Annotated in this window: 11 protein-coding genes; all 11 read right to left on the bottom strand. The window is 36.9% G+C overall.

What is annotated here, in order from left to right:
• Positions 1 to 157: 157 nt before the first annotated feature.
• Entirely contained in the window at positions 158 to 634 is a 477-nt protein-coding gene (locus tag GWR14_RS00190) for a DinB family protein (protein WP_163406930.1), read from the bottom strand.
• A 145-nt stretch (positions 635 to 779) separates the two neighbouring features.
• Positions 780 to 1,700 carry a hypothetical protein gene (locus tag GWR14_RS00185; RefSeq protein ID WP_163406929.1) on the bottom strand — a complete coding sequence of 307 codons (921 nt, stop codon included), beginning with the start codon at positions 1,698 to 1,700 and terminating at the stop codon, positions 780 to 782.
• A 183-nt stretch (positions 1,701 to 1,883) separates the two neighbouring features.
• A complete protein-coding gene (locus GWR14_RS00180; RefSeq protein WP_163406928.1) occupies positions 1,884 to 2,474 on the bottom strand; it encodes a hypothetical protein in 591 nt (196 codons plus the stop codon).
• A gap of 194 nt (positions 2,475 to 2,668) precedes the next feature.
• Positions 2,669 to 3,124, bottom strand: a complete 456-nt coding sequence (locus GWR14_RS00175) for a hypothetical protein (protein WP_163406927.1) — start codon at positions 3,122 to 3,124, stop codon at positions 2,669 to 2,671.
• Between the two features lie 426 nt (positions 3,125 to 3,550).
• The gene (locus GWR14_RS00170) at positions 3,551 to 5,482 is read right to left on the bottom strand and encodes a family 43 glycosylhydrolase (RefSeq protein WP_163406926.1); all 1,932 of its coding nucleotides are present in this window, start codon (positions 5,480 to 5,482) and stop codon (positions 3,551 to 3,553) included.
• 48 nt (positions 5,483 to 5,530) lie between these two features.
• Positions 5,531 to 8,104 carry an alpha-L-arabinofuranosidase C-terminal domain-containing protein gene (locus tag GWR14_RS00165; RefSeq protein ID WP_163406925.1) on the bottom strand — a complete coding sequence of 858 codons (2,574 nt, stop codon included), beginning with the start codon at positions 8,102 to 8,104 and terminating at the stop codon, positions 5,531 to 5,533.
• A gap of 2 nt (positions 8,105 to 8,106) precedes the next feature.
• Positions 8,107 to 9,474: a glycoside hydrolase family 27 protein gene (locus GWR14_RS00160; protein WP_163406924.1), complete on the bottom strand. Its 1,368-nt coding sequence runs from the start codon at positions 9,472 to 9,474 to the stop codon at positions 8,107 to 8,109.
• A gap of 128 nt (positions 9,475 to 9,602) precedes the next feature.
• Positions 9,603 to 12,023, bottom strand: a complete 2,421-nt coding sequence (locus GWR14_RS00155; RefSeq protein WP_163406923.1) for a sugar-binding domain-containing protein — start codon at positions 12,021 to 12,023, stop codon at positions 9,603 to 9,605.
• Positions 12,024 to 12,106: 83 nt separating this feature from the next.
• A complete protein-coding gene (locus GWR14_RS00150) occupies positions 12,107 to 13,693 on the bottom strand; it encodes a glycoside hydrolase (RefSeq protein WP_163406922.1) in 1,587 nt (528 codons plus the stop codon).
• Between the two features lie 153 nt (positions 13,694 to 13,846).
• Complete coding sequence (locus tag GWR14_RS00145; RefSeq protein ID WP_163406921.1) at positions 13,847 to 15,484, bottom strand: glycoside hydrolase; 1,638 nt, start codon at positions 15,482 to 15,484, stop codon at positions 13,847 to 13,849.
• 1 nt (position 15,485) lies between these two features.
• Positions 15,486 to 17,087 carry a RagB/SusD family nutrient uptake outer membrane protein gene (locus tag GWR14_RS00140; RefSeq protein WP_163406920.1) on the bottom strand — a complete coding sequence of 534 codons (1,602 nt, stop codon included), beginning with the start codon at positions 17,085 to 17,087 and terminating at the stop codon, positions 15,486 to 15,488.
• Positions 17,088 to 17,093 lie beyond the last annotated feature (6 nt).

Below are 17,093 nucleotides of genomic sequence, written 5' to 3'. Positions count from 1 at the left end.
TCTGATTTTTTTTTAATTACAGGCGCGAAATTATGTAATAAAGAGAGTTTTGACAAGTTACATTTAAACATTCTAAATAAAAATAATTAAATGTAACAAAAAAGCCACTCTGTGTAAAACAAGGCGGCTTAAGTTACGATTTCTAAAAAAGTTCAAATTATCTCATAATATCGGTATCAATAGGAATGTAATTTAAATGCCTGCTAAGCGATAATATTTGTCCTTTATGATGGTATTCGTGAGTGATTACGTGTGTAAATAATTTTAACGGCACTGCTGTACTTTTTATGTTTTGGATTTCGTACTCTATATCATCAAGACTGTCGATATTCCCAATAAATACATTCATGAATTTATCTATCTGACTGAATAATTTTATTACATCAGACATGTTATTATTTTCTTCATATTTAGCATAAATAATATCATTTTTCAATACAACATTACCAATCCAATATTCATATGTGTTGGCAATATGAACTAATAGATTTCTGATACTTCCTCCCCTGCCAAAAGAAGTATTTTGGTTAACAAAATCATCAGGAGAAATTGTAGCACAAAAATCGAATAAAACATTACGTGAATTTTTCACCAATTCATATTGCTCTTCTGTATATTTTAAAATTGATGTCATTTAGTAAGAATTTGAATTTGCAGAAATGTTTTGATCACTATATTATCTGTAGTCCACTATAAAAATCATTTTAATGTCCAATCCTCTAATAATCTAAAACTTCTAAACCCAAATGGTGATAAAATCAGACTAACTTTCTTTTATATCACAGCCCCAAATTAGGCAGCACAAAAGATTTAGTATTAGAATGTAATCTTATCCATAAACCTGGATTTGTATTTAATTGCTGTAAAGCTTCATCTTTATCAGAACTCAGGGATGTATTAAGCACCTTTGCATAAGTTTGGATTTTGGCAGGAGCAGAATCTGCATCTACTACAGACTGAACGATTTTTTGAGCTTGTAATATAGCAGCTGGCCCTAAAGTGAGAATATACTCAGCAGATCTACATTCCTTTTCATCACTTTCACTTACAAGGCTTCCTCCGGCTTTAAATTTACTAATATGGTGTTCCAGAATACTGTTTGAAATCGGGATTATCCCTGCAACATGACGAGGCTGCGCTCCGGAGAAAGGTTTAATATAAGCAAGATGCGATGCCTGATTTTCTTCCGGACCATGGCCAATAAAAAATATATCCAAACCCCCTAATTCTTCCAATTTAGTCAAATAATCTATAAGTGCAGACTCTAAATCTTTTGTATCTGTTCGCATTGGTGTAAAGCTTTTTATTTTTTTGAAAAAGGCATCACCTAAAATACGTTCAAAATCCCTCACAAAACTAAAACCATTATCCATGCTCAAAGGTGCAAGTGCATCCTGAGTAAATACATTCAACCTTGCTAGTAACTGGTCCTGTTCTGTAGTTTTAGCTAACTCCCCAAGCAAACGATGTAACTCCTGAGCTCCTCTCCCACCAAGAAGCGCAATATTAATATCTCCTTCTTTTGAAGCTGCAGTGCTGTAAAGTTCATTTAACATTGCCTTACCTACTTCTGCTTCACTATTAAGGACAGTGGGTACTATACCATAATCAATAAAATTAAATTCCTTGTCGTTCTTTTTAGACAGCCATACATTATTGTTGTCTACATCTCTTGTAAATTGTGAATTTTGTGTATTCATTATAATTATCTTTTATTCTAATTCGTTACTATTACAGATCTTAAAGTTCTTAGACGTACTTAAACCCGTTGGGACTAAATTAAGCCCATTCCTCGGATTTGCCAAATGATACCAAATACAAAACCATCATTCCATTCTGCCTATTGCCCAAATCCGTTGTAGTAGCTGTTACCAGTAGTAGCTTTATACGATTATTTTTATTCTGTCTTTATTTTCAAAACCTAAAGAACAGTTATTAGTTATAATTTCAAATTTTTTAAAACTACCTCTAATTTCTAAAACATTATTTGTATCTATAATAATTTCTATTTTTTTTTCAACTTTTAGAGGACTCCACCAATAGTTTTTTTTATAGTTAACATGAATTATAGAAAATTTTTTTCCGATTGGGTATTCGGTGTATGATTCTCCCAAATAATCATTTACCAAACTTTCTTCAAACGTTCTATTGTCTAGTAAAAAAAACTCTTTATTTTCTATGCAGAAATCGTTAAGAATGTTCCAACAATTATCTTTTGCTTCTTTTTCAGTTAATTTAAAATGGAGCCATTTTAATTTAAATTCTTCTTTAGATTCTACAGAAATTTGTTTTAAAGCTTTTATGTAAAGTGCTATTTTTTCTTTATACTCTTCAGAATTTTTTCGCAAACTTTTCATCAACCAATAAGCATAATTTTCTGAATCATCATCTTTTTCAAAAAGTGCTTTTTCGTGTAGTTTTTTATAATTTTCCCAAGTAAGAAAAATTTCAGTATTGTTTAATTTTACAATCATAATTGCTTTTTAACCGAATTATGTGGTACTATTACTGGTAAAGTTTCCCGGCTTTGCGAGGTTGCGAACTTCATAACCAAGTATTTTCGACTAGGATAATATTTCTTGCGTAATGAAAACGTGAATTAACCACAAAATTCGCAATCTCGCAAAACCGCTGTTACCAGATGTAGTTTTTTTAGCTTATTATTATATTACTTATACTTAATTTCCATATTATAATTAGTGGAATTCCAAACTCCTTCGACCATTTCAATAAGTGCATTAATTACTTTTATTAACTCCGAAACAGGAAAAGGAGTTCTATAAAAAAGTTTAAAATCTTCATCTTCAGTTTTTATGTCTTGTAATTCATTAACTTTTATGTAATCTCCTTTAAGCTTGAGCATTGATTTAGTATTCTCCAAAACTAATAGAATATTTTTTTTGTCTGATTTGCTTTGGACATAGTCAAACCAGCCTAGAGACATAATTCCCGTTGACCAACCATCTATATGAAATTTAATTGAATAAAGCATATCATCTTTCTTTGTAATACTATATTCAGACTTAGACAATTCTGTATATATATAGCAGTAAACTAACTGCATATAAATTTCGTGAATCCAAAATCCCTTATTGTTTTCAAATACTATTTTTGATTCTGGCATAATGTCGCATTTTTTTTGCTATATCTGCTAACTTCTTTATATGTGTAACAAAATCACACAGAGCTAGCTTATTTTGGTCAGGTATGTGTGATTTTATCACTACTATTCATTTCAGCGAATATAGGAAAAACTTTGATAATTTATAAACATACTTTTAAATCAGGAAGGGCTTCGACTCCGCTCAGCCAGACAGCTGTTGTAATTTTACCAAAAAATTTTAAGACTAAAAAACTCTTTATGAAACCCAAAAGCCCTAGCCCTGACAGAAGCGGCATCTTTTTGTAGCGTCCCGACAACTATCGGGAGCCACAAAAGATACAGCGGATGGCAGGAACAGCTTCTAATTTAAAAACGGATACTTCTTAAAACAAAAAAAAGCTGCTCCGGGGCAAAGTAGAGCAGCTTTTTACAACTAAATAATCCGCATTACTTAATTGGTTGTATTCCTGTATGTGTTGGGGTTACCTGTTTAATGGTTCCGTTCGGATTGAATTCTAGTTTGTCAATGCAGACTTCGCGGTGAAAACCTCCGGCTCTTCCCATTTTTATTCCGGTTGGGTATGAAAATCGATGGTAGGTGATATACCATTCGTCTTTGTTTGGAATCTGTAAAACCGAATTGTGTCCTGTTGCATAGATTCCCTGATCCGGGATTCCCTGAATTACGATGTTGTTTTCGGGAATTTCAATTGGTCCCAAAGGCGATTTTGAAGTTCCGTAGCGCACTTTGTAATTCGGGCTTCTGGTGTCGTCTTCGCTCCACATGAAATAGTAAGTTCCTTTTCTGTAAATAACATAAGTTCCTTCACGGAAAGTCTTATCTACTTTAATCAATTTTACATCGCCTTTGAAAGAAATCATATCGTCATTCAGTTCGGCTACAGCCATGTATCCGTTCCCCCAGTACAAATAGCTTTTGCCGGTTTTAGGATCAGTAAAAACATCCGGATCGATTTCCTGACCGCCTTTTGCTCCTTCGGGTTTGGTGGCTACCAACGCCTTTCCGCTGTCTTTGAAAGGTCCCGTCGGACTGTCTGAAACGGCAACGCCAATTTTTTGCACTGCGGTGAAATAATAAAAATATTTGTATTTTCCTTTTACCTTTTTCTCCACAATACAAGGCGCCCAGGCATTTCTGTTGGCCCAGCTCACGTCTTTTGGCAAGTCTAAAATAACGCCTTCGTCTTTCCAGTCGACTAAATCAGCTGAAGAAAAGGTTTTAAAATATGTTCCGGACCAGCCGTCAAAACCATCACTGGTTGGGTAGATGTAATATTTTTTGGTTTTGTTTGAATACAAAATATCAGGATCGGCATAATAACCTTCTAAAACCGGATTGTTATTCAGTTTTGGCAATTTTTCAGGAGTTCCCCATTTGGCAAGCAGCCTTTTTAATTCGGAACGGGTGATTGGCAAAATAGTTCCGTGGCGCGGTTTAAAATCCATTGAAATCTCATCATCAATTGCTTTGAAATTCTCTAAATCAGAACTTTTTGTGAACTGATATCTTCCTTTTTTGTAAACATCATACATAAGGATATACTCATCCGAATTATTTAGTTTGAAAACACTGGAACCTTCTACAGATTCTTTGGTCTGCTGCAGGTAATTGTCGTTTTCTGTCCATTTTCCGGAAGTCAAATCGGTTGTAGTAGCCACTTTGATACCCGGATTTTCAGTTTCAGTTTTATAAAAAAGATGATAAACACCGTCTTTTTCAATGATATCGCCATCAATACAGGCTTTTTCAGATTTTGGAACGAATAATAATTTTGGTTCACTTTCCAGTGCTGTAAAATCTTTATTCGCGTAGGCGTAGTAAATTTTATCAGCATCTTTGTTGTGCTGCATGCTGAAGTAAATCAGATATTTTCCGGCTTTGGCATCGTAAATCGTCTGCGGTGCCCATACACGTTTCAGGTTTTCATTGCCCTGAAATGCTTTCTGAATATTCACAATACTGGTTTTCCAGTTTACAAGGTCGGTACTTTTTAGCAAAACCATGGCACGGTTGCTGTCCCAGCCTTTTGATGACGTCATATCGGTCAACACCATATAAAATGTTTTACCATCATCACCTCGCAAAATATGAGGATCGCGTACCCCTCCTGTTGAACTGATGACCTTGCTGTCTATAACCGGTTTGTTGTTATTGAGATGGTAATAATGGTATCCATCGGTGCTGACTGCGTAACGAACGGCTTCGTCTTCGACAGCGTTTCCGGTAAAGTAAACAAACAAATAAGCGGTTAAATCCTTTCCGGCAATAACGGGCGGAGTTCCTGCTGCGGGCTGCTGTGCTTGTAGCATATTAAAAAACGCTACTAGTGCTACAATACAAAAATGTGTTTTTTTCATTATCAATTGATTTTATTTACTGTTTTAAATTATACCATGAAGCAAAATTTAAAAGCTTTCCTTTAAAAGTGTTTTAGAACTGATCTTCACGCGGATTACTGCGAAAGAATACGGAGGCAATTCTTTTGAAAATGCTTCTTTGGCTGTCAGTTTCTGAGTCGTCGGTCTCGCGGCTGTTTTATCCGGTTTTCCTGTCATCAGCGTATAAGTTGTATTTTCAGCAGTTGAAAGATTAGTCAAATCTATGGAAGGCGTTACCGCAACCGGAAGCAGATTAACCAATTTTACGATCAAATCCCCGGTGGCATTGTCCTGAACTGCCGATACTCCGAAACGTTTGCTGACATCGTTATTGGTATCTGACAGTTTTATAGTATTTTGCAGATAAACATCACCCGGATTCTGACCATACAATTGCTGTACATAATAATTCACCGTTGGTTTTACTTCGCTTCCGGTAAAATAAATCAAATCCGGATTCCATTGTGTATGCTTTTCACGAGCCAATAACGGTGCATAAGAAGCCATTGCCACCACATCTCCGTTACGTTCAACGGCTGTCAGATATATGGCTTCCGCCAAAGCGTTATAGAATTTATTAGAACGTGAAGCATATTCACCCAAATATACTTTTGATTTTGAGCGGTCATAGCCATCATAAAAATCCTGATTGTTGATGAACCAGCCCGGACTCTGGTAATAATGTTCGTCTACAATTGGCAGTTTCATATCGTCTGCAAGCGCCCATCCTTCTTCATAATCGGATCCTTCGTTAAAAGGTCCAACGGTACCAATTACAATGATTTCAGGATATTTTTGCTGTACGGCTTTTACGATCATTCGGTAACGTTCTTCGAAAACATCACTAATCAGGTCTTCATTTCCGATTCCGACATATTTTAAATTGAAAGGTTTTGGATGTCCTGCTTCGGCACGTTTTTTTCCCCAGACACTGGTTACACTTCCATTTGCATATTCAATTAAATCCAAAACATCCTGCACATACTCGTCCATGTCTTGCATCGGAATTCCAAATTGCTGTCCGGCACCACCGTCAGAAGAATTCTGGCATGGAACACCTGCTGCTAAAACCGGAACCGGCTCTGCTCCCAGATCTTCACAAAACTGAAAATATTCGAAATATCCCAATCCCATTGACTGATGGTAGTTCCAGATATTTCTTGACGGAATACGGCTTTCTAAAGGTCCAATCGTATTTTTCCATTTGTAAATATTGTGGATTCCGTCTCCGTGCGCTACACAGCCACCCGGAAAACGAACAAACTTAGGATGCATTGCTGCAATGGTTTCTGCCAAATCTGCACGAAGACCATTTTTGCGGTTTTTGAAAGTCTTTTGCGGGAAAAGCGAAATCATATCAACAGCTGTTTCGCCGGTTGTACTGATTTCCAAATGTGCATCGGTTACCGTTTTGGATGGTTTTAGGACTGCACTTACTTTTTTCCATGACGCGGTTGGTTTTAAAGAGGCTTCCGCTAAAGTTTCTCCCGAAGCCGATTTTAGTCTTACGACAAAAACCGCACCTTTGGCAAATACGCTAAAATCATATTTTTCATTGACTTTAAGCGGAATGCCATCAAATCCGGTGTTGCTGATGGTTCCCTTTGTAACCACTGCATAATTGGGATTGTTGATATGAATCGGATTTTCTTTTGCAATTTTAAAATCACCGCTCCACGCCATTGTTGCGTTCCATTTTTCATCCCTGCCTTTTTTATCATGAACCGTATATTCGAAACCACGATTTTGAATCAGTTCTCCGTATAGACCGCCATCTGCCGCATAATTAATATCTTCAAAAAATACGCCTGTAAGCATATTGCTGATTTTCTTAGCATCTTTCGCAGAAATACTAATTTGAGCCGCTACAGGTTTTAAACCATCAAATAATATACTGTCATTTTTGGGAGAAGCATCGTTTTGTGTGTCCCTGAATTTTGAAGCTTCCATATTTCTGATCAGTGAATCAACCAGACTCCACTCAACTTCTGTTATTGTTCCTTTTACATTTTGTCCCTGCAGGATAATCTCAGTTCGTAAAGGAAGACTTTCAGTATCAATTGTTGTAGCTGAATAGTTTTTGAAATCTTTAGTGGTATTCGAATAGTTTTTATTATCCGATGTCCAGTGAATGACATACTGCCCGTTTTTACGGCTTACTTTTACATCTTTAATAATTGGCTTCTCTCCTGTTTCTAGACCTTTCATCGCCTGAACGTAATTCTGGCTTTTCCAGTTAATTAGATTTTTGCTTGAAGCATGCGCAAAAACATCATCATTTACACTCCATAAACAATGAAAAATACCGTTTTCATCTTTTATAAAAAACGGTTCCGTCATGCATTTGCCTGTTGGTCCCCAGCTGCCGTAATCTGATTTTAAAAAAGAATGTTCAGGTCCTATCGCAAACCAGTTTTTCCGATCTGCGCTCCAGGCAAAATGAAGTCCGTTTCTTCCGTTGCTTTTTAATGTTGAATACGCAAAAAGATAGACCTTATCCGGTTTTTCATCTTTAATCTTTAAAGTAAAAGCAGATGAAAACAAAACAATAACTAAAAGCGACAGCTGAACCAGAAGGTTTTTCGGTAGAAAGTGCTTCATTATTATTTGGTTTTTAATTTATAAAGCACAGAACTGTGAGGTTTTAATGTTGCAGAAATTTCTTTAGACGAAATTTTCAGATTTTCACCCGTCCACATATTTATAGCTCCTTTAAAACCGGGAATATTAAGGTCTGAAAGATTTACCGATACCTTTTCTTCTGCCGAATCTGAAATATTGAATAAAGCCAGATATACGCTACCATCTTTAGGATTTTCTGAAGTCACTGCAATTTTTCCGTCTTTATGAAAAAGCTGTTTTACATTAGTACTTTCATTATGCATTTTTACCACTTCTTTATTCGTCAATAATGACAAGGTAAAAGCATCGTTGCTTGGTAAATCTCCTCCAAAGAATAAAGGGGATTTAAAAATATTGAAAAAAGTAATTAAGGTATATTGTTCGTCTTTTGTCAAACGGGTCATTCTGTCTTTACCACGTTCCCCACGAATAGAAATACGGCCAAGCGGAATCATATCGCAATCGGGCCATGTGCCCGGAGCGATGTACGGATACCATTTTTGAGCAACATCCATCAGGTGTGTAATGTGCGGCCAGGTATCCCAAACGTCATCCACCATACGCCACATATTGGCATGTGTACTTACGTGTGCAGCAGCTGAAATTGGTGTTTCTCCAGGTGAAGTACTCAATACAATTTTGCGTCCGCATTTATCGATCGCATTTCTGATTAGGTTGATTTCACCTTCGTGATACGGTCTTGACAAATCATCAATTTTAATGAAGTCTACTCCCCATTGTGCATATAATTCAAAAATAGAATCATAATATTCCTGTGCTCCCGGTTTATCGGCGACAATGGTATAATTGTCTTTTAGCCATTCGCACTGCAAGGCTGTAGTGTAAATCTGATCGGCTGTAACACCGTTTGCACCTTTAATCGGCATTTTATCTTCAACCGCTTTTTTAGGAATTCCACGCATGATATGAATTCCAAATTTCAATCCTTTTTTATGAATGTAATCTGCCAAAGGTTTAAAACCCTGTCCGTCTTTTGCAGAAGGAAAACGATTTACTGCCGACAGATATCTTCCGTACTTATCTATTACATAACGTGGGTCTGTCTGGTTATATCCTCCCGCCTTATCATTTTCTACAAACCATCTGATGTCTACTACCACATATTCCCAACCATATTTTTTTAGCTCTTTTGCCATATAATCGGCATTGGCTTTTACCTCGTGTTCTTCTACTGTCGGACCATAACAATCCCAGCTGTTCCAGCCCATTGGAGGAGTTTTTGCCCATTGCTTAAATTCATCTTTCTTAAAAACTGCTTTTTGAGCATTTGAAAAAAATGTAACTAAAAAAAAACTTAAACCAAATATAAATATGCTTTTTATTTTCATATTACTAAAATAAGTGTTAATACTACACTTCAAATATAATAAACTTTTCGTCATTACAACAATTAACCTGCTTACTTAACAAAAAAGCAAACAGGTTAATCAAAAAGTTTTAGAAAAAACTTACTAAACTATTTTACATTCACAATAACCTCTACCGGTTTTAACCACTGACTTGTAAAAGTGACTTTTATTGGCTGTGCATCACCAGTTGCCTGAATGTAAGCGGCGATATGACCGTGAAAAACTCGCTGAACATTATCTGTATAATCTGTCATGTCGCTGTTGTTTCCGGCTTCAAGGCCTAATAAAACTCCGGGACCGCTAATAGTACAAGTCACTTCATTATCTGAAAGCATTACCGGAAGTCCGTTTTGATCTTTAACCTGAACCATGATTTTGGCAACTCCTTTATCTTTGCTGATTGTGATGTTCTTCTCTGCAATCGTCAATTCAACTGGCTGTTGTGTCGAATTGATTGCATAACGGCTGACTTCTTTATCACTCTTATCTAGACCAATGGCTTCTAATTTCCCTGAAGCAAACGGAATATCCCAGTAAATAATTCCAGTTTTTTCGTCGTATAATTTAGTTTCACCTACTATTTTTCCGTTTAATTCCAAACGTGCTTTCGCAGCATTCGTATAACAAACCACACGAATTTTTTGACCCGCTTCGTAATTCCAGATAGCCCATGCATCTTTAGAAACGTCTTTATCATTTGTCAACGGATAAGTTCCTAAATATGCCATTGGTTTGTCTGACCATAATGACTGGCGGAAATACCCTCTTGGTTTGATTACTCCGGCAAAATCAACCAGTCCTGAGTAAAATCCTCTTGAAGGCCATCTTCCTGATTCACCTAAATAATCAATTCCTGTCCATAAAAACTGGCCGAAGATGTGTTTGTTGTTTTTTACAGCCAGCCAGGGTTCCATATCATGCACATTTTCGCTTCCGAAAATCACTCTTTTTGGATATTTTTCGTGATCCGACTGGTATTTGCTTTCTGTATAATTGTATCCTGTAATATCCAAAGCCCCAGGATATTCTGTTTCGTTAGACATCGCTACACCTGCTAAACCTGCTGTTGTCGGACGGGATTTGTCGTATTTTTTAACTGCTGCAACCAGACGTTTTGCAATTGCCCCAAGACGCATAGCATCAGGAGCGTCTTTTTTGTAACCTCCGTAAGCTGCTTGTCCAAATCCATTTTTTCCCTGATCTAAAACAGGATGCGAATACGGATCGTTTGGATAATCTACTTCATTACCTATACTCCACGCAAATACAGAAAGATGATTTCTATCACGACGTACAAAATCTTCAAGGTCTTTTTCGGCATAATCGGCAAAAATATCAAACGAACCTTCAAAGCCCGGAGTCCCATAATTCCAGCCTTCTAACCATTTACGTTTTGGGAATTCCCATTCGTCATAAGCTTCATTTAAAACTAACAATCCTAATTCGTCACAAAGCTCATAAAAATCCGGTGCCTGCGGATTATGACTTGTTCTGATAGCGTTTACACCAATATCCTTCAATGTTTGTAATCTTGTTTTCCAAACTTCTCTTGGAACTGCTGAACCTAAAACTCCTGCATCGTGATGTAAACAAACACCTTTCACTTTCATCCATTTTCCGTTAAGGGCAAAACCATTGTTTGGATCAAATGTAAAGTTTCTGAAACCTGTTTGTGTTACCGTTTTATCAATTTGTTTTCCGTCTTGTAAAACAGTAGTTTTCAGCTCATATAAATTTGGATTATCTAAGTCCCATAACTGTGGATTTTTGACATTTAATTTAATTGAAATCTTTCCATTATGGTTCGCTGCCACTTCTACTTTAGAAGAAGATTTAGCAACCGATTTTCCGTCTTTTGAAATCAATTCATTAATTACCGTAAGAGATGATTTTGATGCGGAACCATTTTCAACCTCAACCTCAACATTCAAAGTCCCTGCTCCTTTTTTTAACTCAGGATACGCATAAACACCCCATTGTGCAATATGAACCGGATTTGCATATACCACCCATACGTCTCTGTAAATCCCTGAACCTGTGTACCATCTTGAATCGGCACTTTGACTGTGATCCACACGAACTGAAATCGTATTTTCTCCTCCGTATTTTACGAATGGTGTCGCATCATAAGCAAAAGAAATATAACCGTTTGGACGTTTCCCTAAAGAATGTCCGTTGATAAAAACTTCACTTCTGTTGTAAACTCCTTCAAAATATAAGTATACTTTTTCACCACTTTTGCTTTGGGGAATATTGATTGATTTTCTGTACCAAGCAATGCCTCCCGGTAAATATCCGGTACAGCTTGCCAGTGTTGGGCTCAATTGTCCTTTTACGCTCCAGTCGTGAGGCACATTTATTTTTTGCCATTTACTATCGTCAAAAGCTGTGTTTTTTGCCTCCGGGGTTTCCTGAAGATTGAATTTCCAGTTGTCATTAATTTTTTTAGAATCTCCAAACGAAATCTGACTGCTCGCTGACAGACACGAAAAGAGCAATACGGGTAATAAGATCTTTTTTGTAAACATGTTTTTTTAGTTGAATTTTGTTTCAGGTTTCAGGTTTCAAGTTTCAGGTTTTGGCTCAAACGTGAAACCTGAAACTTATTTTTTTAATATTGTAATTCTCCCACAAACGTCACTACAGATCTTGCCGGAATTTCCAGATTATCTGTTTTCTGAACTGTTCCTCTTTTTAAATTAGAAGTTTCAGAAGTTGTGTAAGGTGTAAATTCATTGTTTTTTACAGTTCCTTTTGACAAATCGAACTTGTATTGCTGAGCTGATTTTCCGCAATTTACTGCTACTACAATCAGTTTTTTATTTTGAACATCTTTGTAAGCTGTCAGCATCACATCATTTGCAGCATCCAGTTCATTTTGATTCGGAACATCAATTCGAAGCATTCCCGGACGCACAAAAAGCGAATAATTTCCTAAAGCCCAAAGCAGTTTTGAATCATGAAACTCTCCGTCATTTCGAACATAATCCGGTGCTGTTCCTCCGTTGCTTTTTCCGTCATCCAGATAGATTAACCCATCTTTGTAATCTACACGGGTAATGGAAGTCCACCACTGCCATGAAGCTGCATTTGCAACAGCGATATCATTATGAATCAGACGCGCTACAAATAAAGCTGTCTGCATTCCTAAATCTCTTCCTCCTCCTGAACCTCCCGGAATTTCAGCTTCTCCCGGATTTTCTAAAATACAATATTCAGACTGCCAATATTTTAAGCCCGGTTTTTGCTTTACTTCTGCAGCAATTAATTTTCGGCTTAAAACCTGTCTTTCAACAGGCCAGGTTGTAAAATAACTGTGTCCTAAAATCACATTTTTGACATTTGGAAGCTTTGAAACATTTGTTTTTGTTTTTCCAAAAAAATAATCAATCTGCTTGTCACGATTTTCGGCATTTACATTATCGTATAAATAATCGATTTGTGCAGCTTCGGCAATTACAATTTCTGTACTCATTTTGTTTGCTTTGAGTTTTTCAGAAAGTGCTTTGGTTACCTCGTATATCTCCTGATTTGTTGCCGGAGTACCTTCCTGGCTATTTCTGTCACCATTATTAGCCATCCATTCCCATTGTGGTTCATTTAACGGACTTACATAATCGAATTTTATTCCTTCTTTTTTTTCCAGTCCCTGAATACTTTGAACTAAAAAATCGGCAAATTTTGGAATTGCGCCATCTTTTAGATTCAGTTTATTCTTTTGAGAAGAAAAAGACAATCCGTTGTTTGTCATATGAACCGGCGGACTGTTGGTGAAAATCAGGAATTTTTCGACTCCTCTTTTTTTGGCAGCCTGTAAAAACCATCTCTGACCTTCCTGTTTAGAAAAATCGTAGGTTCCATCAGCATTTAGGAAACATTCGCTTCTTCTCCATTCGTCAGAAACTTTACTGTTTTCGCCTTGTTCTGTGCTTCCTGCCCCTAAATTAAAACGCCAGATCGAAAGCCCAATTCCTTTTGGATTTCCCTGTGCATCAATTTCTTTGCTGAACAACAGATCTGCAATGGCATTTTTTTTCTGTTCAGGCCAGTTTTTACCAACGAACTGTGTCCTCCATGCATCCGAACCTCCAAAACCATCCATGGTTTGTACAACATTATCTGTGCTGATGATAACAGTTCGCTGTGCAAATGACAGCGAACTTGTTATCAATAAAAGCGAGATATATATTTTTCTCATTAAATTTCATTTTGTTAAACACATAGTTACATAGATTTACATCATCTAAAAGACATTTCATTTTTCATAAAGAAACATAGCTATGTGTCAAATTATAATTTGCTATTAACTTCTTTTTGAACCTTTGACTTCTATGTCTCTATGTGTTTAATTTTACTTATACGTCCCTACATACGTTACAACTGATCTTGCAGGAATTTCTAAATTCGTAGCGTCAACAGCTGTTCCTTTTTTCAGACTCAGCGTTTCAGAAGTGGTGTAAGGTGTTAATTTATTATCTGTTAAAGCACCTCCGGTAAGGCTAAATTTGTATGTTTTTGCCACTTTACTGATGTTAACTGCAACAATTATAAGTTTTTTGGCTGCAACATCTTTGTAAGCTGTCACCATAACATCGTTTACTGCTTTTGCACTATCAACACTTGGAACCTGAACCCGTACCATTCCCGGTTTTACAAAGAAAGAAAAGTTTCCTAAAGCCCAAAGTGTTTTTGAGTCTCTGATGAATCCATCGTTTTTACAATAGTTCGCATCACCAGCACCATTACTTGAACCGTTGTCTACGTGAATTAATCCGTCTTTGTAATCGCCTCGGCTAATTGCTGTCCACCATTGCCATGAAGTTACACCTCCAACAGCAATATCTGTGCTGATGATACGGGCTGTCCAAAGTGCCAAAGACATTCCTAAATCTCTTCCCGCACCGGCACCGCCCGGAAGTTCAGCTGTTCCGGGGCTTTCTAAAACACAATATTCCGTAGACCAAAGACTTAATCCTCCAATAGATTGTGCTCTTACAGCAGCTAATTCTCTTGAATTTACAAGTTCTCTTAAAGGCCACGCCTGCCAGTAACTGTGTGCTGAAATGGTTTTCTTAACGTTGCTTAAACCTGCAATATTTTTAGATGAATTGGAAGCAAAAAAATAATCGATTTGGTTTGATCTGCTTTCTTTTCCAGAGATGGTTTTATACAAAGGTTCATAAGATCCTCCTTCTCCCACTACAATCTGAGAACTCAATCCTTTTGATTGTAATTTTGGAGATAAAACATTCACAAAACTGTAAATATTTCCATTTGTAGCCGGAGAACCTTCCTGACCAGAACCATCCCACTCGTATTGCGGTTCGTTGAAAGGACTCACATAATCAATTGTCAATCCGTGTTCTGATTTTAATTTATCTAATGAAGTTACCCAGAAATCAGCCAGTTCAGGCATTTTTCCATCTTTCAGATTGTAATATTCTTTTATACTAGCATGGGCTTTTCCGTTTTGAGTCAAATAAACCGGTGCACTGTTTGCAAACGCTAATAATTTATCAACACCACGTTCTCTTGCCGCTTTCATGAACCAAACCTGACCTGCTTGTTTGGTCATATCATAATTAATTCCGTCTGTCGTAAAACATTCAGAACGTCTCCATTCATCAGTAATATCGCTGGCATCACCCTGCTCTGCGCTACCTGCACCCAGATTAAAACGCCATAATGACAAACCGATACCTTTTGGATTTCCTTCAGTATCAAATTCTTTACTGAAAAGCAAATCAGCCATTTTATTTCTTTTATCCAAAGGCCAGTTTTTTCCAATAAAATTACACTGCCAGGCATCTGATGCTCCGAAACTTTCCATAGTCTGAAGGTTTGCATCCAGATTCACTTTCAATTCTGCGACAGCATTATCAGAATCAGAATTATCGTTTTTATCAGAATCACAGCTTATGAATAATGAACTTGTGAAAAGCAAGCCTGCACACAGCAGACTTACTTTATTTTTATTATTGAATCTCATCTTAATAATTAGGGTTTTGAGTAATTATACCTCCACTTAAATCTCTCTCAATTTGCGGTATTGGCCAAAGCAAGTGTTTTGAAGGATCAAAATTAATCCCCTTGTCCTGAGATTCTCTTGTATTTGTTGTTTCGTAAGGATCAGTTGAGCTCAAATTGTACTTTACAAAAGTTCCGTTTGGTCCCATCAAAGTTTCAATTACCCTTTTTCCGGTAGTCGGATCTTTTTCACGACGAATATCGAATAAACGCAATCCTTCAAAAGCTAATTCCAAACGACGCTCTTTGTAAATTTGATTTAAAAGCGTTGGTCCTGAGATTCCTGTTTTAGGCAGTAAATCTACACGGTCTCTGATGATGTTGATATCAGCCAAAGCATCTCCGCTTGTATGGTAACTTGCTTCTGCCCTTGTCAGGTACATTTCAGCGAGACGAATCAACGGAACATTTAATGGTAAATGACCATCTTTTTTATCCAATGTACGGCGTGTAGCGATTGGAATGTAATATTTACGGCAGATACGTCCTGATTTATTATCATTTAAACTGAATTTGTGAGTTGGGTTTAAAACCTCATCTCCGTAAGCCGCCTCTCCCCATTTGGTAATGGTACTTTTGCGACGGATTTCGTCATTTTCAGAAAGATAAGCATTCTCTAAGTCACTGGTTGGCATACACCATCCCCATCCGTCAATAACATCTTTCGCATCATTACTAGGGAAGTTTTTCTTGTCTTCACCTCTTGCTCCTGAAAAAGTTGGCAGCATAGAACCTAAATTTTCGTTTTGTACAGAGGATGACTGAGCTTCCAAAATAGATTCTTTACCATTATGATTGTCTACATTCCAGATGTTCAGGAAATTTTCTTCCAATGAATATGGTCCTTCTGTGATTACTTTGTTAGAATATGTTTTTGCTTCAGCCCATTTTTCCTGAAATAAAGAAACACGAGCTAATAAAGCATAAGCAGCCCATTTGTTTATTCTACCGTTTCTTGCTACCGGAATTCCTTCCAGCTTTGCAGCAGATTCTTTTAAGTCGGCTTCAATTTGTGCATAAACCTCTGTTGCCGGACTGCGCTCTAGTTTTAAATCACCAGTCCCCAAAGATTTTGTATACAAAGGTACTGCTCCGAAAAAGTTTACCAATTCATAATAGCAATAGGCACGAACAAACAGAGATTCTCCCATATATTGGTTTTTCTGAGTATCCGTAATTGGCGAAACAGCCATTTTTTCCAAACCAATATTTGCCGATTGAATGGTGTAATAGTGAGCGGTATAAAGACTGTTTAAAGCCCCCATATTATCCGGTGTAATAACATACTGAGCCCCAGGTCTAAATGCACTGTTGTCCTGCCCTGTGTTTCCCATCCAGGCATCATCAGTGGCTGTTTCATTGACTAATCTTGGAGCAAGCAATGTGTACCAGTCTTTAGAAAGCAATAATCGCTGCGTTAATTCATTAGTATAGTTTTCACATTCCTGCGCCGTCTGAAAGTAGTTATCCAGCGTCTGTGTTCCTCTTTGTTCTTTTTCAATAAAATCCTCACATGAAACTGCAAACATTGAAAAAGCTAGTATAGATAAAATTATTTTTTTCATGTCTTT

Origin of the sequence: Flavobacterium ajazii, assembly GCF_010614725.1 — a bacterium.
Taxonomy (GTDB): Bacteria; Bacteroidota; Bacteroidia; order Flavobacteriales; family Flavobacteriaceae; genus Flavobacterium; species Flavobacterium ajazii.
The sequence above is the reverse complement of the archived record's forward strand: the minus strand, read 5'-3'. Positions and strand labels throughout refer to the sequence as shown.

Coding starts and splice junctions, on each gene's coding strand:
- GWR14_RS00190 (WP_163406930.1), bottom strand. CDS start 634: ATGACATCAATTTTAAAATATACAGAAGAGCAATATGAATTGGTGAAA.
- GWR14_RS00185 (WP_163406929.1), bottom strand. CDS start 1,700: ATGAATACACAAAATTCACAATTTACAAGAGATGTAGACAACAATAAT.
- GWR14_RS00180 (WP_163406928.1), bottom strand. CDS start 2,474: ATGATTGTAAAATTAAACAATACTGAAATTTTTCTTACTTGGGAAAAT.
- GWR14_RS00175 (WP_163406927.1), bottom strand. CDS start 3,124: ATGCCAGAATCAAAAATAGTATTTGAAAACAATAAGGGATTTTGGATT.
- GWR14_RS00170 (WP_163406926.1), bottom strand. CDS start 5,482: ATGAAAAAAACACATTTTTGTATTGTAGCACTAGTAGCGTTTTTTAAT.
- GWR14_RS00165 (WP_163406925.1), bottom strand. CDS start 8,104: ATGAAGCACTTTCTACCGAAAAACCTTCTGGTTCAGCTGTCGCTTTTA.
- GWR14_RS00160 (WP_163406924.1), bottom strand. CDS start 9,474: ATGAAAATAAAAAGCATATTTATATTTGGTTTAAGTTTTTTTTTAGTT.
- GWR14_RS00155 (WP_163406923.1), bottom strand. CDS start 12,023: ATGTTTACAAAAAAGATCTTATTACCCGTATTGCTCTTTTCGTGTCTG.
- GWR14_RS00150 (WP_163406922.1), bottom strand. CDS start 13,693: ATGAGAAAAATATATATCTCGCTTTTATTGATAACAAGTTCGCTGTCA.
- GWR14_RS00145 (WP_163406921.1), bottom strand. CDS start 15,484: ATGAGATTCAATAATAAAAATAAAGTAAGTCTGCTGTGTGCAGGCTTG.
- GWR14_RS00140 (WP_163406920.1), bottom strand. CDS start 17,087: ATGAAAAAAATAATTTTATCTATACTAGCTTTTTCAATGTTTGCAGTT.